This is a genomic window from Sphingopyxis sp. C-1, assembly GCF_001047015.1.
GTDB lineage: Bacteria > Pseudomonadota > Alphaproteobacteria > Sphingomonadales > Sphingomonadaceae > Sphingopyxis.
Genome location: NZ_BBRO01000002.1, coordinates 234,786 through 260,159, shown reverse-complemented (window position 1 = coordinate 260,159; position 25,374 = coordinate 234,786). Strand labels below are relative to the sequence as shown.

Below are 25,374 nucleotides of genomic sequence, written 5' to 3'. Positions count from 1 at the left end.
ACTCCAGCGAAAATCGGTGTTGCACGCCCTCTGCAACCTCAACTCTGGTTGAGATCAAGCGATAAAAGATGTGCGCGGCCAATGATCTGCACCGCCCGTCATTGACAGGAGGGCAGTGCTCCGCTTTATCTAAAATCGAATTATTAAAGCGCCTATACTTTATGATCGAATCTGTTTGGCGGGGGGCGCCGGGCATTCGGACCAGCTTGAAGGACAATCAGCGATGGCCCTTAATCTTCCGGGTCTTGACCGGCGGCAATCGACAAAAAGTGGTTCCGAGGCGCGCGATGCCCGGCTGACGCTCAGCCTGTCGGGTACAAATCTTGAGCGCGCCGGCGATTATAATCAGCGGATCGTGCTGCAGGCCATCCGCCTGACCGACGAAACGACGCGCAGCGATCTGGCGCGCGTAACCGGGCTTACGCCGCCGACGATCGTCAACATCACCAAGCGGCTGATCGACATGGGGCTCGTCAAGCCGGCAGGGCGGCTGCAGGGCAAGCGCGGCCAGCCCGCGATGCGGATCGTCATCGATCCCGACGGCGCCTTTTCGATCGGCCTCAATATCGACCGCGACCATATCACGCTGGTGACGCTCGACCTCGCGGGCAAGATTCGCAGCCGACATACGCGCGAGATCGCCTTTGCGCTGCCCGGAACGGTCGTCGATCATGTCCGCGATATCCTGCCCGGGTTGCTCGAAGAGGGCGGCGTCGATCGGACGCGCATCCTCGGCGTTGGCGTCGCGCTGCCCGACGATCTCGGGCGAATCTCTTTGCCGCACCGGCCGGCCGAATATGACGCGTGGGACGGTATCGATCTGGGCGCTCTGCTCGGCGAAGTGCTCCCTTGGCCGCTCCACGCTGACAATGACGCCGCGTCGGCGGCGCTCGGCGAAGTGCATTTGGGCAACGGTATCGCGCTGCCGAGCTTCTTTTATCTACTCATCAGTGCGGGTCTCGGCGGGGGGCTCGTCATCGACCGCAGCTATGTCCGCGGTGCCGATTCGCGGTCGGGCGAGGTCTGGGCGATGCCCGATCCCGCGCGCGGCGAGGGCGCGAATGTGCAGGATACGGTGTCGCTGTCGGCGCTTTATGCGCGACTGGAAACCGCCGGACATGTCGTCGATGGTCCCGAAGGGCTGATCGACGGCCCGGCGGATCAGCAGGCGGTGATCGTACAATGGCTCGACGATGCCGCGGACGTGCTGGTTCAGCCGCTGATCGCGGTCAATTGCCTGATCAATCCAGCCGCGATCCTCATCGGCGGACGCCTTCCGGGCAAATTGGTCGATGCCCTCGTCGAGCGGCTCAATGCGCGGATGGCGGGGCGCCAGCTTCCCGTGGTCGCGCCCGTGCGCCGCGCCGAGGCGGCCGACGATGCGTCGGCGATCGGCGCTGCGATCATTCCGTTCCTCGACAATGTCCTGCCATCCGAATCGATCTTGATGCAGGCGGGGCGCTGAGCCTCTACTCGATCCGCTGGGCCATTTCGTCGAGGTCGACGCCCCGTGTTTCGGGGAAGATTGCGGCGACGACGATGAACTGGACGATCATCGCGGCGGCGAAGATCGCGAACGGCGCCCCGGGCGACCAGGCCACCAATATCGGGAAGATACCCGCGATCAGCGCATTCATCAGCCAATGCGTGCTTGCGCCGAGCGCGCTGCCCCGCGCGCGGACGGGGGTCGGGAATATTTCCGAGATATAGACCCAGATGACCGCCCCCTGGCTGGTCGCGAAGAAGGCGATGAAGCCGATAAGCGCGGGCAGCATCATCCCGTTTCCGACCCAGCCGAACAGGACGGCCGCAGCGGCGGCGAGGCACAGGGTCATGCCGGCGGCGCCCGCGAGCAACAGCGTCTTGCGTCCGATCCTGTCGATCAACGCCATGCCGACGAGTGTGAACACGAGGTTGGCGATGCCGATCAGCACCGCCTGACGGTCGGGCGAAAGCGAACCGGCGCGCGCGAAGATGTCGTTCAGATAATAGAGAACGGCGTTGATGCCCGCGAGCTGGTTGAACATCGCGACGAGGACTGCGAGCATCATCGGCCGGCGATGGTGGCGCCACGACAGCTTTTCACCCGGCGGGTCGCGTTCTAGCGCCTGTTCGACGCGGCGGAGCTCGGCCTCGGCTGCATCGGGGGGCGTGCCGATCCGTATGAGGGCGACCCCCGCTTCGGGCCGGCGCCCCTTTGTGACGAGCCAGCGCGGGCTGTTGGGGATTGCGAACAGCAGGGTGAAGAAGAGCAGGGCAGGAGCGGCGGTGACGCCCAGCTTCCACCGCCACGCGGCTTCGTCACCGACCAGTCCCGCGATCGTTGCGTTGCTCAGATAGGCGACGAGAATGCCGGTAACGATCATTAGCTGGAACAGGCCGACGAGCGATCCGCGGTGCCGCGGTGGCGCGATCTCGGCGATATAGACGGGGGCGAGCACTGACGAACCGCCGATTGCGAGCCCGCACAGGAATCGGAAGATCAGGAACAGCGGCCAGCTTGGCGCCAGTGCGCAACCCAGCCCCGCGATGAAATAAAAGGCGGCGAGCATCCGCAGGCTGTCGCGACTCCCAAAGGCGTCGCCGGGTTTGCCCGCGAACAGCGCCCCGACCAGCGTGCCCCAAAGTGCCGCCGATACGGTAATGCCACGCGTTTCGGGCGTGAGCGCGAACAGGTGGGTCAGGTCACCCGTCACCCCGGCAATGACCGCGGTATCGAACCCGAAGAGGAGGCCCGCGAGGGCTGCCGTCCCGATCGCGGCGGCGAGGGTGCCGCGGCCTCCCGAACGGTGCGGTACACCGGGTACAGAAAATGCTTCGCTGTCGCGCTTGCCTGTCATCCACTCTCTCCAACGGATCGAGCGTCGGCGCTCGTCCTGATTGCCTGCGGACATGCCACAAAGGCGATTTCGATCAAATAAATTAATTTTCATTATTATCTTGACGAGGAGCAGTCGGCCGGGGCAGTTTTCAAGAAACCAGACCCGGAACGGCGGCTGGGAAACAGGGAGAGACTCGTGCCGGCGACATTGCTTGCGACCCATCGCGTGGAGAAGCCCTGGGGGCGCCACCAGCTTTGGGGGTCGTTTCGCGATCCGCCCGCGGGCGGTGAACCGGTCGGCGAGATATGGTTCCAGGCGCCCGGCGACAGCACGCCCGACCTCCTGATCAAATATCTCTTCACCAGTGAAAAACTGTCGGTGCAGGTCCATCCCGACGACGCGCAGGCGCATGCGCGCGGACTGCCGCGCGGCAAGGACGAATGCTGGCTGATCCTCGATGCTGCGCCCGAAGCCACCATCGCGCTCGGAACGAAGGCACCGGTCGATGCGGGCGTGCTGCGCGACGCCGCGCTCGACGGCCGCATCGAGCAATTGCTCGACTGGAAGCCCGTAAAGGCAGGCGATTTCTTCTACGTCCCGTCGGGCACGGTGCATGCGATCGGCGCCGGACTGACGCTGATCGAAGTGCAGCAGAACAGCGAGACGACATACCGCCTCTATGACTATGGGCGCCCTCGCGAACTGCATCTGGAGGACGGCATCGCGGTGTCCGATCCGCAGCCCTATGCCGCATATCCCTCGCCTGGCCGCGTCGCCGACGACCGCAATATCCTCGTCGACGGGCCCAAATTCGTCCTCGAACGGCTGGCAGGCGGCACGCGCGCGATCGACCTCCCGGATAGCGTCACGGCATGGCTGATCCCGGTTTCGGGCCAGGGTACCGTCGATGGCGCCTCTTTGGCGGCGGGCGAATGCTGGTCGCTCACCGGTTCGGTTCGGATTGATGCCGAGACCGGGGCCGACCTGTTGCTCGCCTACCCCGGCGAGGGGAGGCTCGCATGACCGCTGGCCGCTCGGGCACCGCCTGGACCTTCGCCTATGTCACGATGCTCTTCTTCGTCTGGGGAGCGGTGACCGCGGTCAACGATATATTGATCCCGGCGGTGAAGGCGATCTTCGCGCTCAGCGATACCGAAAGCTTCCTTACGCAATTCGCCTTCTTCATGGCCTATGGCGTCGTCTCGCTACCCGCTGCGGCGATCATGGGACGCCTCGGCGCCGCCAATTCGATCGTCGCGGCGCTCGCGACGATGATCGTCGGCTGCCTGATCATGCCGTTTGCGACCATCGTGCGCGAATATGCGATCGTGCTCGTCGGTCTGTTCGTCATCGCGTCGGGGATCACGCTGCTGCAGGTTGCGGCGAATCCGCTGTCGGCATCGCTCGGCCGCCCCGACCGCTCGCATTTCCGGTTGGTCCTGAGCCAGGCGTTCAATTCGCTCGGCACGGTGATTGCGCCCTATCTTGCCGCTCGCACGTTGCTGCAGGGCGGGCTCTTCGAAGCCGGCCAGGTGACCGAGGCGAAGATCGCCTATTCGCTCGGCCGGATCGACGTCGCCTATATCTTCATCGCGGCGGTCATCGCAGTGCTCGCAATGTTCCTCTACCGTGTCCGCCACGAGATCACCGCCGCGGCGCCGCCGGTCGAAACGGGCGCGCGCGTGTCGAGCGCCTTCGCCTCGCCCTGGGCGCTCGCCGGGGCGCTCTCGATCTTCCTCTATGTCGGCGCCGAGGTCGCGATCGGCAGCGCGATGGTCAATTTCCTTGAACAGCCCGATGTGTTCGCGATCAGCGCGGTGCAAGCGGGCAGCCTCGTCAGCCTCTATTGGCTCGGCGCGATGATCGGGCGCTTTGTCGGCTCGGGGCTGCTCTACCGACTCCCGGCCGGACCGCTGCTTGCGGTGGCGGCCGTCGCCGCGGCGCTGCTCTGCCTGACGATCAGCCAGATCAGCGGTCCGGCGGCGGGCGTCCTCGCCATCTCGGTCGGGCTGTTCAACTCGATCATGTTCCCGGTGATCTTTTCGCTGACCATCGAGCGGTCGACCGCGCCCGCGTCGGCGACCTCCGGGCTGCTGTGCATGGCGATCGTCGGGGGCGCGCTCGTCCCGCTTGTCTTCGCTGGGGTCGCCGACGCTAGCGGCAGCCGCTTCCTCGCCTTTCTGGTGCCGATGGCCTGTTACCTCGTCATCGCGCTGTTCGGCTGGCGCGCGGCGCGGGTGCCGGCGCGCGCGCAAGCCATCGCAAGTTCGCCGCACTGACCAAGCAATCAACGAAAATATTCAGGGAAGAGGGTCGCAATGGATATCGATAGAAATTGGAACCGCGCGCGGAAGTTTGGCGCCATATTGGCATCGTCGGCGGCGGTGTTGCCGTTGATGCTCGCGCTCTCTCCCGTCGCGGCGCAGCCGAAAGCCGGCCAATCGCCGGTCGAACTCGCCGATCCGCTCGTCGGCACCGCGCCGCTCGACGATCCGGCGGTGATCGGCAATGCGCCGCCGCCGGGCGAACCCGTCTATTCGGGGCAAACCTCGCCCGCCGCGCTGCTGCCGCACGGGTCGGTCGCGGCCGCGCCGGTCAACAATAATATCGAGCTTCAATATCCGAACGGCGTGCCGGTCCCCTATTATTACACCAACCCGACGATGATCGGTTTCACCGGCGGCGGCGGGCCGACCTATGGCGGCAATGCCGAACCCTTTATCATGCCCGTGGTCGGCGACTGGTCGCCGCCGCCCGCATATAGCCAATCCTATTATGACAAGTCGCGCGAGAAGGCTCGGCCGGGTTATTATTCGGTCTATCTCGACAGCTTCAAGACGCAGGCCGAACTGACCGCAACACGCTGGGCAAGCGTGATGCGCTTCACCTTTCCGGCGAGCGAACGATCGAACATCATCGTCAACTTCCCGCGCCATGGCGGCTCGGTCGAGATCGTCGGTGACCGCATCGTGCGCGGCAAGTCGAACGAGAGTCGCAGCGTCGACGGCGCCTATTTCGTCGCCGAATTCTCGAAACCTTTCACGGCGCTCGGGACCTTCCGTAAGGCGCCCGGAGACAATCAGGGCTGGGGCATCGGCACCAGCGACGTCCAGCCCGGCGCGCGCGAAATATCGGGCAGCTATTCGGGCAGCTACGTCAGCTTCCCGACGAAAGCGGGTGAACAGGTGCTCGTGAAGATGGCGCATGGCACCAGCTATGAACAGGCGCAGCAGCGGCTTGCGGACGAGGTCCCCGGCTGGGATTTCGACGGCGTCCACGCCGCCGCACAGGGCCAGTGGGCGCAGCTTCTCGGCCGCGTCCGCGTGTCGGGCGGCACCGACAAGCAGCGGAAGCTCTTCTACTCGACGCTGTACCAGTCTTTCGCTTCGCCGCGCTTGATCGCGGCGAAGGGTGAGAATTTCGCCGACACCAACGGCAAGGTGCAGGTCGCGACGCACGACCGTTACGGGCCGGTGCCCTTCTGGGATACGGGGCGCAACCAGATCGTGCTGCTCGAACTGATGGAGCCGGAGGTCGTCAAGGACATCATGGCGTCCGAACTCGCGATGGCGCGCGAGCAAGGCTATATGAACACCTCGTTCCATGGCGACAATGCGGTGTTCCTCTACCTCGGGGCGTGGGAGCGCGGCATCGAATTCGATTATGAGGCCGCCTATGAATATATGCGCAAGAATGCGACCGACCCAAAGGGGCCGCGGGGCTATCTTGCCGAATATATGAAGCAGGGCTGGATTTCGGACATCGTGCCCGATCACAATCCCAGCCCGCCCTATGCCGGGGGCAAGGCGGGCGCGGCAAAGACGCTCGAATATGCGTGGGACGATTATGCGCTCGCGCTCTACGCGAAAAAGCTCGGCAAGGACGCCGACTACCGGATGTTCCTGAAGCGTGCGCGCAACTACGCCAATGTGTTCGACAAATCGATCGGCTTCATCCGCGGGCGCACCGCCGACGGCAAGTGGATCGCGCCCTTCGACCCGCAAGAACCTTATTATAATTTCATGATGAAGGAGGCGTCGGGCTGGTCGACGCTGTGGCTCGCGCCGCACGACGTGCAGGGGCTGATCGGCCTTCTTGGCGGGCGCGATGCGTTCAACGCCAAGCTCGACGAGTTTTTCACCAAGCCCTACAATCCGACGGGCATCTGCCGCGACTGCACCGGCGTGATCGGCCAATATGTCCACGGCAACCAGCCCGACCAGCAGGCGCCCTATTATTACAACTGGAGCGGCCAGCCTTGGAAGACGCAGGCGCTGGTGCGCCAGATCCTCGACCGCACCTATGGCAGCGACGCGGCAGGTTACGGCTATCCGGGCATGGACGATCAGGGCGCGACTTCATCCTGGTACGCGCTTTCTGCTCTCGGTTTCTATCCGGTCGATCCGTCGAGCCAGGACTATATCATCGGCAGTCCCGTCTTCGACGACGCCAGCCTCGACATGGGGAATGGCAAGACGCTCCGCATCGTTGCGAAGAATAATTCGCCGACCAACGTCTATATCCAGTCCGCGACGCTGAACGGCAAACCGTGGAACAAGCCGTGGTTCCGCCACGATGATGTGAAGGACGGCGCGACCTTCGTCTTCACCATGGGGGCCAAACCGAACAAGGCGTGGGGCGCCGCGCCCGACGCCGCGCCGCCGTCGATGTCGCGACAGCGCTGACCAGCCCCCCGCCCCCGCCACCCCCGCGGGGGCGCGAGCCCAGGACCCGCCATCCCCCAAGGGTCCTGGGCTCTCCCCATTCGACAGGACATATCCATGCGCAGCCTCTTGATCACCGCGTCCCTTCTTGCCCTCGCGCCGGTCGCGGCACAGGCCCAAACCGCCGCGCCGCCCGCCGGGGACGCCGTCTACACCAGCGACCTGATGACACGCTGGGGCAGGGAGGTGACCCCCGAAAATGCGTGGCGGCTCTATCCGCGCCCGCAGATGGTGCGCGAACGCTGGGTCAACCTAAACGGCCTGTGGGACTATGCGATCGCGCCCAAGGCGGCGGAACGTCCGGCGGCGATGGACGGCCAAATCCTCGTGCCGTTTCCGGTCGAGTCCAAACTCTCACGCGTCGCGCGCAAGGTCACGCCCGACGACCGCCTTTGGTATCGTCGCAGCTTCACCGTCCCCGCCGACTGGCGCGGCCAGAATGTCATGCTCAATTTCGGCGCGGTCGATTATGAAGCGACGGTGCGCGTCAACGGATCGGTCGTCGGATCGCACAAGGGCGGCTTCGACGCCTTCGGCTTCGACATCAGCCCCTATCTGAAACCCGGCGCCAACGAACTGATCGTCGAGGTCACCGATCCGAACAGCGCGGGCACGCAGCCGCGCGGCAAGCAGATTCTCGACCCCGCCGGCATCTGGTACACTGCGGTCAGCGGCATCTGGCAGACGGTGTGGATCGAACCGGTGCCCAAGCTCCACATCGCCGAGGTGCGTGCGACCCCCGATATCGACCGCGGCACCGTCGATGTCGCGGTGGCGCTCTCGGGCTGGGCGAACGACAATGACGCGGTGCGGCTGACCGCCAGCGCGGGCGGCAAGGCGATCGCCTCGACGATCATCCGCGCCAACCGGCAGGCGACGCTCGCAATCCCGAACGCGCATCTCTGGTCGCCCGGCGACCCCTATCTCTACGATCTCAAGGCCGAACTGGTAACGATCGAGGATCCTTATGCGGGCGAAGCCGAGCGCGATCGCAAGGCCTATGACTCGCGCTTCACCGACCATGAGCGCCGCGTCTATGCGAAGGCGAAGGTTGAGGGTGCGCCGCGCGACAGCGTCGCCGCTTATTTCGCGATGCGCAAAGTGTCGGTCGGGCCCGGCCGCGTCGCGGGACAGCCTGCGATCCTGCTCAACAACAAGCCGCTGTTTCAGCACGGCACGCTCGATCAGGGGTGGTGGCCCGACGGCCTTTATACGCCGCCGTCGGAGGAGGCGATGAAGAGCGACATCGTTTTCCTGAAAAAGGCGGGCTTCAACATGCTGCGCAAGCATATCAAGGTCGAACCCGCGCGCTATTATCACGACGCCGACCGGCTCGGCATGCTGATCTGGCAGGATATGCCCTCGGGCGGCGGGGAGGATCAATATCTCGCCGGCACCAGCCAATATCAGGCGATCTTCCCGTCGGAGACGATGGCCGAGCAGCAGAAGCAATTGTCCGAGATGATCGGCGAACTGCGCGCTTTCCCCTCGATCGTGACGTGGGTCGTGAACAATGAGGGGTGGGGGCAATATGATTCGGCGACCCTGACGCGCTTTGTGAAGGGGATCGACCCGACACGGCTGGTCGACGCCAATTCGGGCTGGCTGGACGTCGCGCCGAAGGACTCCGACATGCTCGACATCCACACCTATGAGGATGTGCCGAGGACGCCGCCGCTCCAGGCCGACCGTGCGGTCGTGCTCGGCGAATATGGCGGGGTCGGTTTCCCCGTGCCGGGACATATCTGGAAACCGGGCAAGGGCAATTGGAGCTATCAGGTCGCAGGAGACGAGAAGGAATATCTCGCGCGCTTCCGCCGCAAGATGGAGGGCGTGATCCGGCAGGCGAAGGAGAATGGACTCAGCGCCTCGGTATACACCCAAACGACCGACGTGGAGGACGAGATCAACGGTCTTTTGACCTATGATCGCGCGGTGCCGAAGGCGTCGGCGGAGGCGCTGGCCAAGATCGCCGCGCCGCTTTGGAACACCCCGACTCCGGACTGACCGGAAGCGGGAGAAAGCGTGACAGCTCCTGCCGTCCCCGGAGGAGGGGATGGCGGGCCCGTTTGCCTTTGGCTGCGAGTCGATATCCACGGAAAACTGCGGAAAAATGCGCATTTGTGACGGGTTTGTAACGGTTCGTCGCGCCTCGCCACCGGCTCGAAAAATTTATTTTGACAAATTGTTTTTTATATTCTGATAGAGGCTCAACGGGTCCGATGATCCGCTGCTCGGTGACTCCGAAGGCGCCGAATAACGAGTGGGGGCGAACAGCCCCTCGAACAGGGAGGTCGATGTGATGAAGGCAGGACAAATCCATTCAGCGAAAGCAGCGCGGCGCGATCGTTTTGTGCGCGAACTGATGCTGAGCGCGGGCACGCTCGCGGCGCTGTGCATCGCCGGGCAGGCGCATGCGCAGGCGACGCCCGCGCCGACGCCGCAGCCGCCGGCGGACGAAACGGCAGAGGCGCCGGGCGACGCCATCGTTGTGACCGGTTATCGCAAGTCGATCGAGCAGAGCCTCGAGCAGAAGCGCGAAGCGAACTCGCTGATCGAAGTCATCACCGCCGAGGACATCGGCAAATTCCCTGACAAGAATGTCGCCGATGCGTTGCAGCGGGTGCCCGGCGTCATCATCACCCGCGACGGCGGCGAGGGTAGCCGCGTCAGCATCCGCGGCCTTCAGTCGGACCTCACGCTGACGCTACTCAACGGCAATTTCATCGCGGGAGCCGACAGCGGCGATCCATCGCGCTCGTTCAACTATGTCCTGCTGCCGTCGAACTTCATCGCCAGCACCGAAGTCTACAAGTCGGCCGAGGCGCGGCTCGAAGAGGGCGGCGTCGGCGGCACCGTCATCCTCAACACCCGCCGTCCGTTCGATCTTCCTGCCTGGTCGGGCTTTGTCTCCGCAGAGGGTACCTATTCGGACACGACCAAGAAATTTGACCCGCAGATCGCCGGCCAGATTTCGTGGAAAGATTCCGAAGAACGGCTCGGCTTCCTGGTTGGCGTGACATATCAGGAACGCGCAAACCGCGAGCTCCGCGGCTCGACCGAAACCTGGCGTTGGTGGAGCGACCGCGACGCAAACAACGACATCATCACCCCCGCGACCGACGTCAACGGTAATCCGTTCGAGAATGACGACGCGATTTCCTATTGGCCCGGCACCGGCGTGACGGGCCAGGACGGCAAGCATTATTCGGGATATTGGGCGCCCCAGTCGGTCAATGCGGAAGTCTTTTCGCAGCAGCGCAAACGCCTTGGCATCCAGGCGACTGCGCAGATGCGTCCGATCGAAAATCTGACCGTCACCGCCAATTATTTCCGCTTCGACTATAAGAGCAACTGGCAGAGCAATGTGCTGAAGATCCCCGAATGGGGTTATGGCAATTTCTTCACCGGACCGACGTTCGACGAAAGCGGCACGATCTTCCAGTCGGCGAATTTCCAGGTGCCTGCGGCCGGGACCGGATGCCTCGTCAATACGCCGCCGTGCACGATGGAAACGCCGCAGATCGCGGGTTCCTACAGCCGCGAAAAGCAGGTTTCGAATACGTTCGAGACCGAGGTCGCCTGGAACCAGGATAATTTCGACGCAGTGCTGAAATTCGGCAAGACGAAGGCGACCGGCGGCCCGTCGATGCGCTTCGGCGTCGCCGCCAAGCCGCGCCTGACCGTCACGGGTCAGGAGCAGAACGGCAACTTCCTGAGCTCGTGGGATTTCACCGGCGGCAATCTCAACATGGAATTCTCGCCCGAGCTTCAGGAGAATATCAAGAACGGGATCGCCCAGATCGACGTCGGTTCGACCGGCTCGGGTTTCACCAACAGCGCGATCGCGCAGCGCTATGCGCAGCTCGATCTCGTCCGCCGTTTCGACAGCGTTTTGAGCGCGTTCCGCGTCGGCGGCAAATGGCGCGAAATGAGCATCCACCGAGAAACCGGCCGCAACGAATGGTATGCCGATCCGGCGACCAAGCGCCGCTATCAGGACACGCCCGCTGGCGCGGTCGCTCGGCCCGAATATTTCTATGACCAGCCGATCGGCAACATCGCCGGCGGGTTCAACGCAAATCTGTTCCCCGGCATCAATTTCAGCAACTATCTGGACTATATCAACGACACCTACGGCCCGTCGGTGCGCGTGCCCGAGCCGAACAACACCTATGACCTGAAGGAAAAGGTGTTCGCGGGTTATGTGCAGGCCGACTTCGAGGCTGGTCCGCTGCGCGGCAACATCGGCCTCCGCGTCGCACATACCAAGCAATCGGGTCTGACGTCGGACCGCCTCCAGTTCCTCAACGATTATTGCGTCGATGGTCCGGGCGGACCGTTCGATCCGAATGTGCCGGTCGGCGCCGACGGCAACTGTCAGGTGCGGCCGCTCGACGAGCGCGAGGTGATCGTGAACACGCAGGTCGACCAGTCGAAAAGCTACACCGACTGGCTGCCCAGCCTGAACGTCGTCTATGAAGTCACGCCCGACATCGTCGTTCGCGGCGCCGTCGCCAAGGTCATCGCGCGTCCGTCGTTCAACGATCTCGGATCACAGCGTTCGCTGACCTATCGTTCGGCGGAATATGCCTTCGACCGCGGCCAGTTCGGCGAGTTCGAAGGCTGGTCGGGCAGCGGCGGCAACGCCGACCTCCAGCCCTTCTCGGCCTGGCAATATGACATTGGCGTCGAATGGTATTTCAAGCGCGGCTCGGTGTTCGGCGTCGGCTTATTCCGCAAGGACGTGTCGGACTTCGTCGTACCGCTCGTGCTCGACGTGACGCGCGAAGTGAATGGGGAACAGGTGCTGATCCAGCCCTATTCGACCGTCGCCAACGGCTCGAACGCCAAATCGCAGGGCGTCGAAGTCTACGCCCAGCACACGTTCGACTTCGGTCTCGGCGCGCAGGTGAACTTCACCTATAACGACACTTCGGTCGCCGACATCACGCTCGACGGACAGACGGTCGGCAAGTCGGCGCTCGTCGGCAGCGCAAAGACGCAGGTCAACGCGTCGGTCTTCTATGAAACCGACAAGTTCCTGGTGCGCGCGTCGTACAACCGCCGCGGCGAAGTCGTCGAAGGACTCTCTTCGGGCCTCAACATCTACACCGACCCCTATGAACAGGTCGACATCAACGCTTCGTACGAGCTGATGGACGGGCTGATGCTCACCGCTTCGGTCATCAACCTGACCAAGTCGGAAGAACGCCAGCATCTTGGGAACGACACCAAGGACCGTTTCGTCCGCAGCAATTATTTCGGGCGCCGCGCTTACGTCGGCATTTCGTACAAGTTCTGATGGGGCCCATACCCCAGCTCTCCCACTTGGGTGGCTCCGCAAGGAGCCACCCACCTCTTTCCGGGCGAGCGGGTAAGATTATGATGATCGACGAAACGGGGAGCGGCGCAGGGTGCGTGTCTGGTTGAAATCGCTGGTTTTCGGTACGGCACTGCTGACGGGCGGAATGGCCGCGGCAGAAAATCCGATCGTCCCCGGCTGGTACGCCGATCCCGAAATTCGCGTCTTCGGCGACCGTTACTGGATATATCCGACCTATTCGGATCATGGCGAGACGCCTGACGTCTCGCACCATTTCAATGAGCAGCAGAAAAAGCTGCGCAAGCAGAAGACGGTCCGGCCATCCTATCATTTCCAGACCTTCTTCAACGTCTTTTCATCGCCCGACCTGGTCCACTGGACGAAGCACAGCCACGCGCTCGACGTCGAGAATGTCGCATGGGCCGCTTATGCCGTGTGGGCGCCATCGGCGATCGAGAAGGACGGCAAATATTATCTCTTCTTCGGCGCGAACGACATCCAGTCGGACGACCAGCGTGGCGGTATCGGCGTCGCGGTCAGCGACCGCCCCGAAGGGCCGTTCAAGGATGCGATCGGCAAGCCGCTGGTGGACGCCTTCCACAATGGCGCGCAGCCGATCGACCAGTTCGTCTACCGCGACGACGATGGGCAGCATTACCTCTATTATGGCGGCTGGAAGCATTGCAACGTCGTCCGGCTGGGCGACGACCTCACGTCGATCAAGCCGTTTGCCGACGGCACGACCTATAAGGAAATCACGCCCCCCGGCTATGTCGAGGGATCGTTCATGGTGAAGCGGAAGGGCGTCTATTATCTGATGTGGTCGGAGGGCGGCTGGACCGGCCCCGACTATTCGGTTGCCTATGCGATGGGCCCGTCTCCCACCGGCCCGTTCAAGCCGATGGGCAAGATTCTGGAACAGGATTTCAAGATCGCGCGCGGCGCGGGGCATCATTCGGTGGTCAATGTGCCCGGCACCGACGACTGGTACATTGCTTACCACCGCCGCCCGCTCGATCAGACGAGCGGCGAGCGCCGTCAGCTCGCGATCGACCGCATGACCTTCAACGCCGACGGCACGATCGCGCCGGTGATAATGACGAACAAGGGCGTCGCAGCGCGCCCGCTGCCGACACGAACGGCAAACAGGGGAGAGACCAAGTGAAGACGATCCGCAAGATGATGCTGAGCGCCGCCGCAAGCGCGCTCGTGCTGAGCAGCATGGGTACGCCCGTCGCCCTCGCGCAATCGGGCGCGAACCAGACCGCGCTGGTCGATTACGTCAACCCGCTGATGGGCACCGATTCCAGCTATCGCCTGTCATACGGCAACACCTATCCCGCGGTTGCCGTGCCGTTCGGCATGAATAGCTGGACCCCCGTGACGGGCGAGCCCGGCAGCGGCTGGGGCTATACCTATGACGGCGAAAAGATCAGCGGCATCAAGCAGACGCACCAGCCGAGCCCGTGGATGAACGATTATGCCGCCTTCGCACTGATGGCGGAAACCGGCCCGGTAAAGGTCAAGCAGCAGGAGCGCGGCAGCTGGTTCAGCCACAAGGCGGAGGTCGCGCGCCCCTATTCGTACAAAGTCTATCTCGCCGACTATGACGTGACCGCGGAGGTCGCGCCAACCGAGCGCGCCGCGCAGTTCCGCTTCACCTTCCCCGAAAGCAATGACGCGCATATTTTGCTCGATGGTCTCGCGGGCGGATCGATGGTCAAGGTCGACGTCAAGAACCGCCGCATCACCGGCTATGTCCGCAACAACAACGGCGGCGTACCTGACAATTTCCACAATTATTTCGTCGCCGAATTCGACCGCGACTTCACGCTCGCGCGCACCTGGGCGGGCGAGAACGCGCCGACGAACGAGCTGGCGCGCGAGGGCGATCATGTCGGCGCGGTGCTGAGCTTCAAGACCAAGAAGGGTGACAAGGTCCATGTCCGTGTCGCCTCGTCGTTCATCAGCCCCGAACAGGCGCTGCTGAACCTGCGCAGCGAAATCGGCACCGACAGCTTCGACACGACACAGGCAAAGGCGAAGGCGGCGTGGGAGAAGGAATTGTCGCGCATCCGCGTGACCGATCCCGACCCCGAGAAGGTTCGCACCTTCTATTCGTCGCTCTACCGGATGCTGCAATTCCCGCGCGTCTTTTACGAAAAGGACGCGAACGGAAAGATCGTTCATTACAGTCCGTACGACGGCAAGGTGCACGACGGCTACATGTTCACCGACAACGGATTTTGGGACACGTGGCGCGCGGTCTTTCCCTTCTTCGCGCTCATGTATCCCGAACTCGACAGCCAGATCATGCAGGGGCTGGTCAACACCTACAAGGAAGGCGGCTGGCTGCCCGAATGGGCGAGCCCCGGCTATCGCAATGTGATGATCGGGTCGAACTCGGCGAACCTGATCGCCGACGCCTATTTCAACGGCGTGCGCGGCTTCGACGTCGAGACGCTCTATGAAGCGATGATCAAGAATGCGACGACGAGCGAGGGCCGCCCGAAGGACAAGGCGGGCAAGGTCATCGCCGCGGTCGGACGCGAGGGCGCCGAATATTACAACCGTCTCGGCTATGTCCCCTATGACGTCGGGATCAACGAAAATGCCGCGCGCACGCTCGAATATGCGACCGCCGATTTCTCGATCGCGCAGCTCGCCAAGCTGCTCGGCAAGGATGCCGATGCAAAGAAATATACCGAGCGCGCGCTCAACTACCGCAAACTCTATGACAATCAGAGCGGCTGGATCCGCGGCCGCAATCAGGACGGGTCGTGGTCGACGCCGTTCAACCCCTACAAATGGGGAGACGCCTTCACCGAGGGTAACGCGCTCCATTATAGCTGGGCGGTGATGCAGGATGTCCAGGGGCTGATGACCCTGATGGGCGGGCGCGAGAAGTTCGTCGAGCGGCTCGACGCGATCTTCACCACCCCGCCGATCTTCGACGAAAGCTATTATGGGCAGGTGATCCACGAGATCCGCGAAATGCAGATCGTCGACATGGGCCAATATGCCCATGGCAACCAGCCGATCCAGCACATGCCCTATCTCTATAATTGGGCAGGTGCGCCGTGGAAGACGCAGCATCATGTGCGCGACATCATGGCGAAACTTTATTCGTCGGCGCCCGACGGCTATCCGGGCGACGAAGATAACGGCCAGACTTCGGCCTGGTATGTCTTTTCCGCCTTGGGCTTCTACCCGGTCGCGTCGGCGACGGGCGAATATGCGATCGGCAGCCCGCTGTTCCAGAAGGCGGTGCTGACGATGCCGAACGGCAAGACGCTGACGATCAATGCCGCGAACAACAGCAATACGAACGTCTATCTCCAGTCGGTCGCGCTCGGCGGGAAGGCGCAGAGCAAGACCTATTTCACCCACGGCGCTTTGTCGCAAGGAGGGACGGTCGACTTCGTGATGGGCGCCAAGCCGAACAAGCAATGGGGCAGCGCCCCCGCCGATGCGCCCTTCTCGATCAGCGCAGGTGGAAAATAGGATGACCATGACCCCAAACCGCCGCGAGATCATGGCCGGCGCCGGCGCGCTCGCGCTGGCGGCCGCAATGCCCGCCGCAGCACGCGCCGCTGCTGGCGGCTTCGTCAGCAAGCGCCCCGCGCCCGCGCAGCGTGCTTTTACCAGCCCCGCGATCGAGGCCGAGATCGCGCGCGTAAAGGCGAAGATCGCCGACCCCGAACTCGCCTGGCTGTTCGAGAATTGTTACCCGAACACGCTCGACACGACGGTGCAGACGGGCATCCTCGATGGCCGTCCCGATACCTTCGTCATCACCGGCGATATCGAGGCGATGTGGCTGCGCGACAGCTCGGCGCAGGTGCAGCCCTATATCCACCTCGTCGCCAAGGACGCGAAGCTGAAGCGCCTGTTCCAGGGGCTGATCCAGCGGCAGGCACGCTGCATCCTGATCGACCCCTATGCCAATGCGTTCGACAAGGATCCGACCGCGCCGTCGAAACTCGAATGGTCGCAGACAGACAAGACCGAGATGAAGCCCGGCGTCGCCGAGCGGAAATGGGAAATCGACTCGCTCTGCTACGCGATGCGGCTGTCCCACGAATATTGGACGCGAACCAAGGACAAGGCGCCGTTCGACGACATATGGTCGCGCGCGATGAAGCTCGCGGTGGCGACCTTCCGCGAACAGCAGCGCAAGGACGGCCCCGGGCCATACAGTTTCCAGCGCCCCGCGCTCCAGCCGACCGACAGCCTGATGCTCGGCGGTTATGGCGCGCCGACGAAGAAGGTCGGGCTGATCCACTCGATGTTTCGCCCGTCGGACGATGCCTGCCTCTATCCCTTCCTGATCCCGTCGAACCTGTTCGCGGTATCGGTGATGCGCAAGATTGCCGCCGTCCACCGCGAAGCGCGCGGCGACAATGCGGCGGCCACCGACGCCGAGGCCCTCGCCGCCGAGGTCGAGGCCGCGCTGAAAGCGCATGCGCTGATCGACGACGGCAAGGGCGGTCAGGTCTGGGCCTATGAAATCGACGGCTTCGGCAATTATGTCTTCATGGACGACGCCAATGTGCCGAGCCTGTCGGGCCTGCCGCTGATCGACGTCGTCGACAAAAACGACCCGATCTTCCTGCGCACCGCGGCGCTCGCCTGGTCCGACCGCAACCCCTATTTCTTCAAGGGCACCGCGGCCGAGGGGATCGGCGGGCCGCACATCGGTCTCGACATGATCTGGCCGATGTCGATCATCACCCGCGCGATGAACGCCGACGACGATGCGACGATCCTGCAATGCCTGCGCTGGCTGAAGACGACGCACGGCGGCACCGGCTTCATGCACGAAAGCTTTCACAAGGATGACCCCAAAAACTTCACGCGCAGTTGGTTCGCGTGGGCCAACGCGCTGTTCGGCCAGTTGATCGTCGAGGTCGCCGACAAGCGTCCCGCGCTGCTGGCGCGGCCGCTGTGAGCGGGGAGGGGGCAATGATCACGACCAGCCGCCGCCGGCTTCTTGCGACCACGGGCTTGCTCGCGCTCGGCGGGGCGATCCCCGCCGGCTGCTCGCGCGCCGCGGGCGGGGGCGATCTCCTCGCCATCGGCAAGCCGAACCTCTTCATCGGCACCGGCGGGCATGGGCACACCTTCCCAGGCGCGTCGCTGCCGTTCGGGATGGCGCAACTCAGCCCCGATACGAATACCCATGGCTGGGACGCCTGCTCGGGCTATCACCAGAAAGATGGCTCGATCATGGGGTTCAGCCATACGCATCTTTCGGGCACCGGCATCGGCGATATGCTCGACGTGCTGGTGGTGCCGACGCGGCGCGAACTGAAGCTCGATCCCGGCACGATCGAAAAGCCCGGCGAGGGTTTTCGTCAGCGCTATTCGGACGAACATGCCGAGCCCGGCTATTACCGCGTGAAGCTTGAAACCGGCGTGCTCGCCGAACTCACCGTCACTGAACGCTGCGGTCTGCACCGTTATCATTTCGGGCGGGGCGCGGGGCACATCCTGATCGATTTCGCCCATGCGATCGAGGATGATTGGGACAAGGGTATCGTCGTCGAAAAGGCCTCGCTCGATTTGGGCGAGGACGGCACGCTGACCGGCAGCCGGCAGGTCAACCGATGGGCCAAGGGTCGTCATATCCATTTCGCGATGCAGATGTCGCGCCGTCCCGACCGTGTTCAGTTTTTCGGCGACGACGGCAAATCGGCCCCCGATGGCGCGACGTCGATCAAGGGCAACAGGCTCAAGGTCGCCTTCTTCTTTGACGAGGCTGGCGGCGATCCGATCCTGATCAAGACCGGCCTTTCCGCGGTCGCGGTGCAGGGCGCGCGCGACGCGCTCGCCTATGAAGCGAAGGGCTGGGATTTCGACGGCGCGGTCAAGGCCGCGCGCGGAACCTGGGCCAAGGCGCTCGGCGGCATCCGCGTGTCGGGCGGTACAGAGGCGCAGCGCGTCATCATGACCAGCGCGCTCTATCACGCGCAGCTCGCGCCGACGCTCTTCACCGACCGCGACGGCCGCTATGTCGGGCTCGACCGCGAACTCCATCAGGCGGCGAAGGGCGAGGAAGCGTTCAGCACCTATTCGCTGTGGGATACCTATCGCGCACTCCACCCGCTGCTGACGCTGATCGATCCCTCGCGGGCCGCGCTTCTGACGCGCGATCTCTGTCGCCAGACCGCGCAGAGCCCCGCCGGTCCGCCCGTATGGCCGCTGCAGGGCGTCGAGACCGCATGCATGATCGGCTGGCACGCCGTCTCGGTGCTCGCAGAGGCGCATGCAAAGGGCATCAAGGCCGATTATGCCGCCGCCTGGCCGAACATCCGCCGCCGCGCCTTCGACCGCGATTTCAAGGATATCGACAGCACGCTTGGCCGCGGTTTCTATTACGACCTTGGCTACATCCCGTGCGAAGAAGTGTGGGAATCTGTCAGCCGGACGCAGGAATATGCCTATGACGACTGGGCGATGGCGCACCTCGCCGACGCCGTGGGCGCCAAGGACGATGCCGCGGCGCTGCGCAAGCGCGCGCAAAACTATCGCGGTGTGATCGACCCGGAAACCCGCTTCGCACGCCCGCGCTTCAAGGACGGAAGCTGGTGGAAGGATTATGATCCGGTCCAGATCGGCCATGATGTCAAGAAATGGCGCGACTATACGGAGGCGAACGGCTGGCAGGCGACCTTCCTCAACCAGCACGATATCTACGGCCTGATCGAGCATTTCGGCGGCGACGCGGCGTTCGAGGAAAAGCTCGACGCCCTGTTCAACGCGCCCTCGACCCTGCCCGACAATGCGCCGCCCGACATTTCGGGGCTCGTCGGCCAATATGCGCACGGCAATGAGCCGAACCATCATGTCGCGTATATGTACGCCTATTGCGGCGCGCCCGCGAAGGCGCAGGCAATGGTCCGGCGGCTGCTCGTCGAAATGTACAGGAACGACCCCGACGGGGTGATCGGCAATGACGATTGCGGTCAGATGAGCGCCTGGTTCATCCTCTCGGCGCTCGGTTTCTATCCGGTCGATCCGGTCAGCGCGATCTACGTCTTCGGATCGCCGCTGTTCGACGTTGCCGAGGTGACGGTGGGCGCGGGCAAGACGCTGACGGTCCGTGCCGAGGGCAATGCGCCCGACCATCCTTATGTCCAGTCGGTCCGCTGGAACGGCAAGCCCTGGAGCAAGAACTGGATCGCGCACGCCGACCTGATCGGCGGCGGCGAACTCGTCTTCGAAATGGGTGCCAAGCCTTCGCAGTTCGGCACCGCCAAGGCCGACCGTCCGCCTTCGTTCGGCTCGACGCCCGGATGATTTCATCAAACAGCCACTATGCCCAAAAAGACAGAAAAGATTGGAATTCTCCCCGTGATCCGGCGCGTACCGACCCAGCATGGCCAGCCCATTCCCTGCGCGGGGGGGCGGTGCTGATGGCTGACCAGCGACTCTTCGCGGGCGTCGAACTCGGCGGTACCAAATGCGTCTGCATCCTTGCCGCGGGGCCCGACGATATCCGCGACCGGCAGGTGATCCCGACGACCGCGCCGTGGGAAACGCTGCCGGCCATCAAGGCGGTGCTCGACGGCTGGTCGGCGGAGCACGGTTTTTGCGGCCTCGGCATCGCGTCCTTCGGCCCGATCAAACTCAACCCCCGCGCCGCCGATTATGGCCAGGTCGGCGCGACGAACAAACCCGATTGGGAAGGCGCCGATCTGCTCGGTCCGCTGAAGGCTGCGTTCGCGGTGCCGATCGGCTTCGACACCGACGTCAACGGCGCCGCGCTCGCCGAAATCCGCTGGGGCAGCGGGCGCGGTCTCGACGACTTCGCTTATGTCACCGTCGGCACCGGCGTCGGCGTGGGGTTGATCGTCCACGGCAAACCGACGCGCGGATTCAGCCACAGTGAGATCGGTCATATCCTTGTGCCGCGCCTTGCCAGCGACAAGGCGTCCAGCGCGTGCCGCTTTCACGACGATTGCGTCGAAGGGCTCGCCTCGGGCACCGCATTGAATGCACGACTGGGCGGCCGCCCGCTTGCGGACATCGCAAAGGACGACCCGGTGTGGGAACCGATCGTGCACACGCTGGCATCAATGGTCCATTCACTCGCCTGCACGACCGGCCCGATGCGCGTCGCGATGGGCGGCGGCGTCCTCGCGGGCCAGCCGCAACTCCTGCCGCGCATCAACGCGCGGCTGGAGGAAAGCCTTTCGGGATATATGCAGATTCCGGGCGACGGCGCTTATGTTACCGCGCCCGAACTCGGAACGATGGCGGGGCCGCTCGGCGCGATTGCGCTCGCGATGGATGCGGTGGGCGCGCCGGCATGAGCAAAGCCGCGCTGCCGCCCCTTTCGCGATTGGACAGCACCGGACCTTCGCGGCACAAAGGGACGATGAAACGCTTTGCCACCGCTGCCGCGCTGCTCGCCCTTCTGCCGATCCAATCCTTCGCCGAGCAGCCGGCGCCCGATCCGCTCAGCTTCGTTGATCCGATGATCGGTACCGGCCCCGAAGGCCACACTTTCCCGGGCGCGACTGCGCCGTTCGGTATGGTCCAACTATCGCCCGACACCGACGCGACGTGCCAGATCCGCGACTGCTACGATCATGCGGCCGGCTACAGTTACCACGACACGACGATCCAGGGGTTCAGCCACACCCATTTTTCGGGTGCCGGCCATTCAGACCTCGGCGACCTGCTGCTGATGCCGCAGATCGGCGAGGTCAAGCTGGATCCGGGCGATCCCAAAGTTCCGGGTTCGGGCTATCGCCAGCGTTTCGACCATGCGACCGAAAAGGCGAGCCCCGGCTATTATGCGGTCACGCTCGCCGACAGCGGAATCCGCGCCGAACTCACTGCGGGGACGCGCGTCGGCATCCACCGTTACAGCTTCCCAGCGGGCAAGGACGCGCATCTGCTGCTCGACCTCCGTTCGTCGCTCTATGATTATCCGGGCAAGATTCTCTGGTCGGGGCTGCATCTCCGTCCCGACGGCACGCTTACCGGTTTTCGCGAGACGCGCGGTTGGGCGCCGGGGCGCAAGCTCTTCTTCGCGATGCGCTTCTCGGCGCCGCTCAAATCCCACGCCCTCCTCGATCGCGACGAGAAGGTCGCGTATAAGGGCTTTCAGGCGCCTGGCCGCGGCAGCGACGCGCTTGCCGAAAAGCTCGGCAAGGCGCTCGAAGCACGGCTCGATTTCGGCGCGCTGACCGGCCCGCTCGAAGTCCGTGTCGCGCTCTCCGGGGTCGACGAGGCCGGCGCGGTCGCCAACCTCGATGCCGAAGGTGCGGGCTTCGACGCCGTCCGCGCGCGTACCGAAGGTGAATGGCGCAAGGCGCTCGGTGCGCTCCAGATCGAAGCGCCCGCGCCGATGCGCACCAACCTCTACACCGCGCTCTATCACAGCTTGCTCGCGCCCAGCGTGTGGAGCGACGTCGACGGGCGCTATCGCGGTCCCGACGATCAGGTCCACGCCGCAAAGGATTTCACTTTCCGCTCGACCTTTTCGCTGTGGGATACGTTCCGCGCGCAACATCCCTTGCTGACGCTCGTCCAGCCCGGCGAAACCAACAGCGATATCGTCAAATCGCTCGTCGCGAGCCGCAAGCACAGCCCGCATGGCATTCTGCCCGTGTGGCAGTTCCACGGCCGCGAGACTTGGACGATGATCGGCTATCACGCGGTCCCGGTCATTGCCGACGCCTATATGAAAGGCGTGGGCGATTTCGACGCGAACGAGGCTTTGGACGCGATGGTCGCGAGCGCCGAATATGCGCCCTACGGCGGGCTCGGCGACTATATGAAGCTCGGTTATGTCGCGATCGACCGCGAGCCCGAGGCGGCGTCGAAGACGGTCGAATATGCCTATGACGATTGGACGATCGCGCGGATGGCCGAAAAGATGGGCCGCAAGGACATTGCCGACCGCTTCTACAAGCGCGCCGGTTACTGGCGGAACAGCTTCGATGCCAAGACCGGGTGGCTGCGCGCGCGCAAGGCCGACGGCAGCTTCCGCACCCCGTTCGACCCGACGGCGATCAACTATGGCTCCGACTATACCGAGGGGAATGCCTGGCAATATAGCTGGTTCGTTCCGCAGGATCAGGCCGCGCTCTTCCGCATTCTCGGCGGCGACGCAAAGACGGTCGCGAAGCTCGACGCCATGTTCGATTACGACAATTCAAAACTCGATTACAGCCATGCCGAGGATATCGCGGGGCTGATCGGCCAATATATCCATGGCAACGAGCCGAGCCACCATGTCGCCTATCTCTATGCCTATGCCGGTGCGCCGTGGCGGACGCAGGAGCGGCTGAAACAGATCGTCGACAGCCAGTATAAGCCGACCCCGGACGGGCTGTCGGGCAATGACGACCTCGGCCAGATGTCGGCATGGCTCGTCTTCACCGGCCTCGGTTTCTATCCGGTCGCGCCGGGGTCGAACCAATATGTGATCGGCCGGCCGTTCGTGGACCGCGCGGTATTGAACCTGCCGGGCGGAAAGCGCTTCACCGTCGAGACCGCCGGGCTGTCCGACGCGAACCGCTATGTCGGCAAGGTCGAACTCAACGGCAAGCCGCTGACGCGTAGCTGGATTTCCGACGCCGAAATCCGCAGCGGCGGCACGCTTCGCTTCACAATGCAGGCAAAGCCCGACACAGCATGGGCCACGGCCCCCACCACACGCCCCTACTCCCAGTCAACGGCGCGCTAGGTTGGCTCGCCGCGCTGCAGCGTCATCGCCAGTTCCTCGACGTCGAGGTCGCGTTCGAGTTCGTGCATGACCTCGTCTTCGATCAATCCGGCGCGATGGATTCGGATCAGTTCGGCGCGCCCCGCCGCGATCGCCTGGAGCAGGACGTCGAAATGCGACCGTAGCCCGTCCATCGCGGTGCTGGCATCTGCCTCGTAACGCTCCATAAAATTCATCCGCTTGCGATGTTCTTCGAGCATCATCGGATGGATCAGCGTTCCATTCTCGTCATACGCGAGCCTTTCGACGACAGCGAACCGCGCGCGCGCCATCGCGGCTTCAGCGGCGGGCATCGCCATTTTTGCGGGCGGGTCGGAGTCGACCGGCTTCACCGCGCGAATCAGCATGCCGAGGCTGGATCCCTGCACGACCACGGTCACAAAGATCACCGCGAAGGCGCAGATCAGCATCAGGTCGCGGCCGGGCATGTCGACGGGCAGGGTCAGCGGAACCGCCAGCGTAACGACGCCGCGCATCCCAGTCCAACTCAGAACCGTCGCCTGCCGCCACCCCAACGGTCGCGCGCGTTCCAGCCCCACTTTGCGCGCGATTCCGAGGAGGGCTTCCGAACCGAAAATCCAGACGAAGCGGGCAATGGTAAGAGTGATCACGACGGCGGCGATCACGATGGTCCACGACAGCGGCATCGCCCCGATCCCGCCGATCCGCTCGATCGCGCCGCGCAGCGAAAAGCCGATCAGAATGAACACGAGAGCTTCGAGGACGAACACCATGATGAACCACGCCGAATTGGCGCGAAGGCGGACGTCGGCGGACAATATCTGATGTTGGTACCACCCCATCGCGAGACCCGAGGTTACGGTCGCGATGACGCCCGACACATGCACGGCTTCGCCGGCGATATAGGCGGCCCAGCAGAGGAGGATCGTGATCAGCATGATCAGCATGCGATCCTGCAGGCGCTTGGCGAGGAATATCCAGCCTGCGGCAACCAAGGCGCCGACGACCACGCCGCCGATTGCCACGAACGCGAAGCTCTGGATCGCCTCGCCGGTGTGGAACACCCCGCTGAGCGTTGCGGCGACGGCGAAGCGGAAGAGGATCAGGCCGGTGGCGTCGTTGAGCAGGCTTTCGCCTTCGAGGAGGGCTTCCAGTCGCCGCGGCAGGTGGACGCCTTTCAGAACCGCGCGCGCCGACACCGCGTCGGGGGGCGATACAATCGCGCCGAGCGCGAAACAGGCGGCCCAGGGCAGGTCGGGAAGGATTAGGTGCACGACCACGCCGACGACGAGCGTCGTGAACACCACCGCCCCGACGGCGAGTGACAGGATGCCGGGAAGGTGGCGACGAAAGCGGCCGAGCGCGGTAAAATAGGCGCCGTCCATCAACAGGGGCGGGAGGAACAGCACGAGCGCCAGCTCAGGATCGAGCGAGATCGCAGGCAGGCCGGGAATGAAGGCCAGGCCGCCGCCGCCGACGAGCAGCGCGGTCGCGGGCGGCCAACGCAATTTCAGCGCAAGCCAGTGCAGCCCGATGACAAGTGCGAGCAGCCCGAGGACGAGTTCGAAGGCTTCGACGGCGTGCATCGGATCAGTTCCGGTCCATGCCTAGGTCGAACGATGGTGTCATTTGAAGGCCCCCTGTCTCGTCCAATCCCACAAGGCCTTTTGTGACGGTGTTTGAGCCCGCGATCAATGATGGAGATTGTGTCAGCCCGAAAGCTTGAATGCCCTTGCCACCGGTCCAAAACACAATGGTCGGTGAATGCAGAAGGAAGGGACCCTTTATCCCCCGCCC

14 protein-coding genes are annotated in these 25,374 nt (G+C 63.9%); 12 read left to right on the top strand and 2 right to left on the bottom strand.

The features are described 5' to 3' along the window. The first annotated feature begins 223 nt into the window (after positions 1-223). Positions 224-1,465 carry an ROK family transcriptional regulator gene (locus tag SC1_RS15800; protein WP_062184786.1) on the top strand — a complete coding sequence of 414 codons (1,242 nt, stop codon included), beginning with the start codon at positions 224-226 and terminating at the stop codon, positions 1,463-1,465. 4 nt (positions 1,466-1,469) lie between these two features. On the opposite strand, the gene SC1_RS15795 is transcribed toward SC1_RS15800, so the two are convergent. Then, entirely contained in the window at positions 1,470-2,840 is a 1,371-nt protein-coding gene (locus SC1_RS15795; RefSeq protein WP_062184783.1) for a sugar porter family MFS transporter, read from the bottom strand. Positions 2,841-3,017: 177 nt separating this feature from the next. On the opposite strand from SC1_RS15795, the gene SC1_RS15790 reads away from it, so the two are divergent. From SC1_RS15790 to SC1_RS15740, 11 genes are all read left to right on the top strand, one after another. Next, on the top strand, positions 3,018-3,845 hold the full coding sequence (locus SC1_RS15790; protein ID WP_062184780.1) for a class I mannose-6-phosphate isomerase: 828 nt from the start codon (positions 3,018-3,020) through the stop codon (positions 3,843-3,845). After that, complete coding sequence (locus tag SC1_RS15785; RefSeq protein WP_062184777.1) at positions 3,842-5,101, top strand: sugar MFS transporter; 1,260 nt, start codon at positions 3,842-3,844, stop codon at positions 5,099-5,101. The genes SC1_RS15790 and SC1_RS15785 overlap by 4 nt, the downstream gene beginning before the upstream one ends. A 39-nt stretch (positions 5,102-5,140) precedes the next feature. Further along, positions 5,141-7,507, top strand: a complete 2,367-nt coding sequence (locus tag SC1_RS15780; protein WP_062184774.1) for a GH92 family glycosyl hydrolase — start codon at positions 5,141-5,143, stop codon at positions 7,505-7,507. A gap of 96 nt (positions 7,508-7,603) precedes the next feature. After that, positions 7,604-9,553 carry a glycoside hydrolase family 2 protein gene (locus SC1_RS15775; RefSeq protein WP_202966823.1) on the top strand — a complete coding sequence of 650 codons (1,950 nt, stop codon included), beginning with the start codon at positions 7,604-7,606 and terminating at the stop codon, positions 9,551-9,553. A 295-nt stretch (positions 9,554-9,848) separates the two neighbouring features. Continuing rightward, the gene (locus SC1_RS15770; protein WP_062186828.1) at positions 9,849-12,851 is read left to right on the top strand and encodes a TonB-dependent receptor; all 3,003 of its coding nucleotides are present in this window, start codon (positions 9,849-9,851) and stop codon (positions 12,849-12,851) included. A 112-nt stretch (positions 12,852-12,963) separates the two neighbouring features. Further along, positions 12,964-14,037: a glycoside hydrolase family 43 protein gene (locus SC1_RS15765; RefSeq protein WP_238586747.1), complete on the top strand. Its 1,074-nt coding sequence runs from the start codon at positions 12,964-12,966 to the stop codon at positions 14,035-14,037. A gap of 14 nt (positions 14,038-14,051) precedes the next feature. Beyond that, positions 14,052-16,376: a GH92 family glycosyl hydrolase gene (locus tag SC1_RS15760; RefSeq protein WP_062186822.1), complete on the top strand. Its 2,325-nt coding sequence runs from the start codon at positions 14,052-14,054 to the stop codon at positions 16,374-16,376. 7 nt (positions 16,377-16,383) lie between these two features. Next, positions 16,384-17,823, top strand: coding sequence for a glycoside hydrolase family 125 protein (locus SC1_RS15755; RefSeq protein WP_062186824.1), 1,440 nt, complete (start codon positions 16,384-16,386; stop codon positions 17,821-17,823). A gap of 14 nt (positions 17,824-17,837) precedes the next feature. Beyond that, complete coding sequence (locus SC1_RS15750) at positions 17,838-20,174, top strand: GH92 family glycosyl hydrolase (RefSeq protein ID WP_062186819.1); 2,337 nt, start codon at positions 17,838-17,840, stop codon at positions 20,172-20,174. 116 nt (positions 20,175-20,290) lie between these two features. Then, complete coding sequence (locus tag SC1_RS15745; RefSeq protein WP_062184771.1) at positions 20,291-21,190, top strand: ROK family protein; 900 nt, start codon at positions 20,291-20,293, stop codon at positions 21,188-21,190. A gap of 65 nt (positions 21,191-21,255) precedes the next feature. Then, positions 21,256-23,577: a GH92 family glycosyl hydrolase gene (locus tag SC1_RS15740; RefSeq protein ID WP_062186817.1), complete on the top strand. Its 2,322-nt coding sequence runs from the start codon at positions 21,256-21,258 to the stop codon at positions 23,575-23,577. Here SC1_RS15740 and SC1_RS15735 read toward each other — a convergent pair. Further along, entirely contained in the window at positions 23,574-25,163 is a 1,590-nt protein-coding gene (locus SC1_RS15735) for a Na+/H+ antiporter (RefSeq protein ID WP_062184769.1), read from the bottom strand. The genes SC1_RS15740 and SC1_RS15735 overlap by 4 nt on opposite strands. Positions 25,164-25,374: the final 211 nt, after the last annotated feature.

What these genes read in the sequence shown, in the direction of transcription:
- SC1_RS15770 (WP_062186828.1), top strand. Translation starts at nt 9,849, where the DNA reads ATGAAGGCAGGACAAATCCATTCAGCGAAAGCAGCGCGGCGCGATCGT.
- SC1_RS15795 (WP_062184783.1), bottom strand. Translation starts at nt 2,840, where the DNA reads ATGACAGGCAAGCGCGACAGCGAAGCATTTTCTGTACCCGGTGTACCG.
- SC1_RS15745 (WP_062184771.1), top strand. Translation starts at nt 20,291, where the DNA reads ATGGCTGACCAGCGACTCTTCGCGGGCGTCGAACTCGGCGGTACCAAA.
- SC1_RS15780 (WP_062184774.1), top strand. Translation starts at nt 5,141, where the DNA reads ATGGATATCGATAGAAATTGGAACCGCGCGCGGAAGTTTGGCGCCATA.
- SC1_RS15775 (WP_202966823.1), top strand. Translation starts at nt 7,604, where the DNA reads ATGCGCAGCCTCTTGATCACCGCGTCCCTTCTTGCCCTCGCGCCGGTC.
- SC1_RS15760 (WP_062186822.1), top strand. Translation starts at nt 14,052, where the DNA reads ATGATGCTGAGCGCCGCCGCAAGCGCGCTCGTGCTGAGCAGCATGGGT.
- SC1_RS15785 (WP_062184777.1), top strand. Translation starts at nt 3,842, where the DNA reads ATGACCGCTGGCCGCTCGGGCACCGCCTGGACCTTCGCCTATGTCACG.
- SC1_RS15735 (WP_062184769.1), bottom strand. Translation starts at nt 25,163, where the DNA reads ATGCACGCCGTCGAAGCCTTCGAACTCGTCCTCGGGCTGCTCGCACTT.
- SC1_RS15740 (WP_062186817.1), top strand. Translation starts at nt 21,256, where the DNA reads ATGAAACGCTTTGCCACCGCTGCCGCGCTGCTCGCCCTTCTGCCGATC.
- SC1_RS15800 (WP_062184786.1), top strand. Translation starts at nt 224, where the DNA reads ATGGCCCTTAATCTTCCGGGTCTTGACCGGCGGCAATCGACAAAAAGT.
- SC1_RS15755 (WP_062186824.1), top strand. Translation starts at nt 16,384, where the DNA reads ATGACCCCAAACCGCCGCGAGATCATGGCCGGCGCCGGCGCGCTCGCG.
- SC1_RS15750 (WP_062186819.1), top strand. Translation starts at nt 17,838, where the DNA reads ATGATCACGACCAGCCGCCGCCGGCTTCTTGCGACCACGGGCTTGCTC.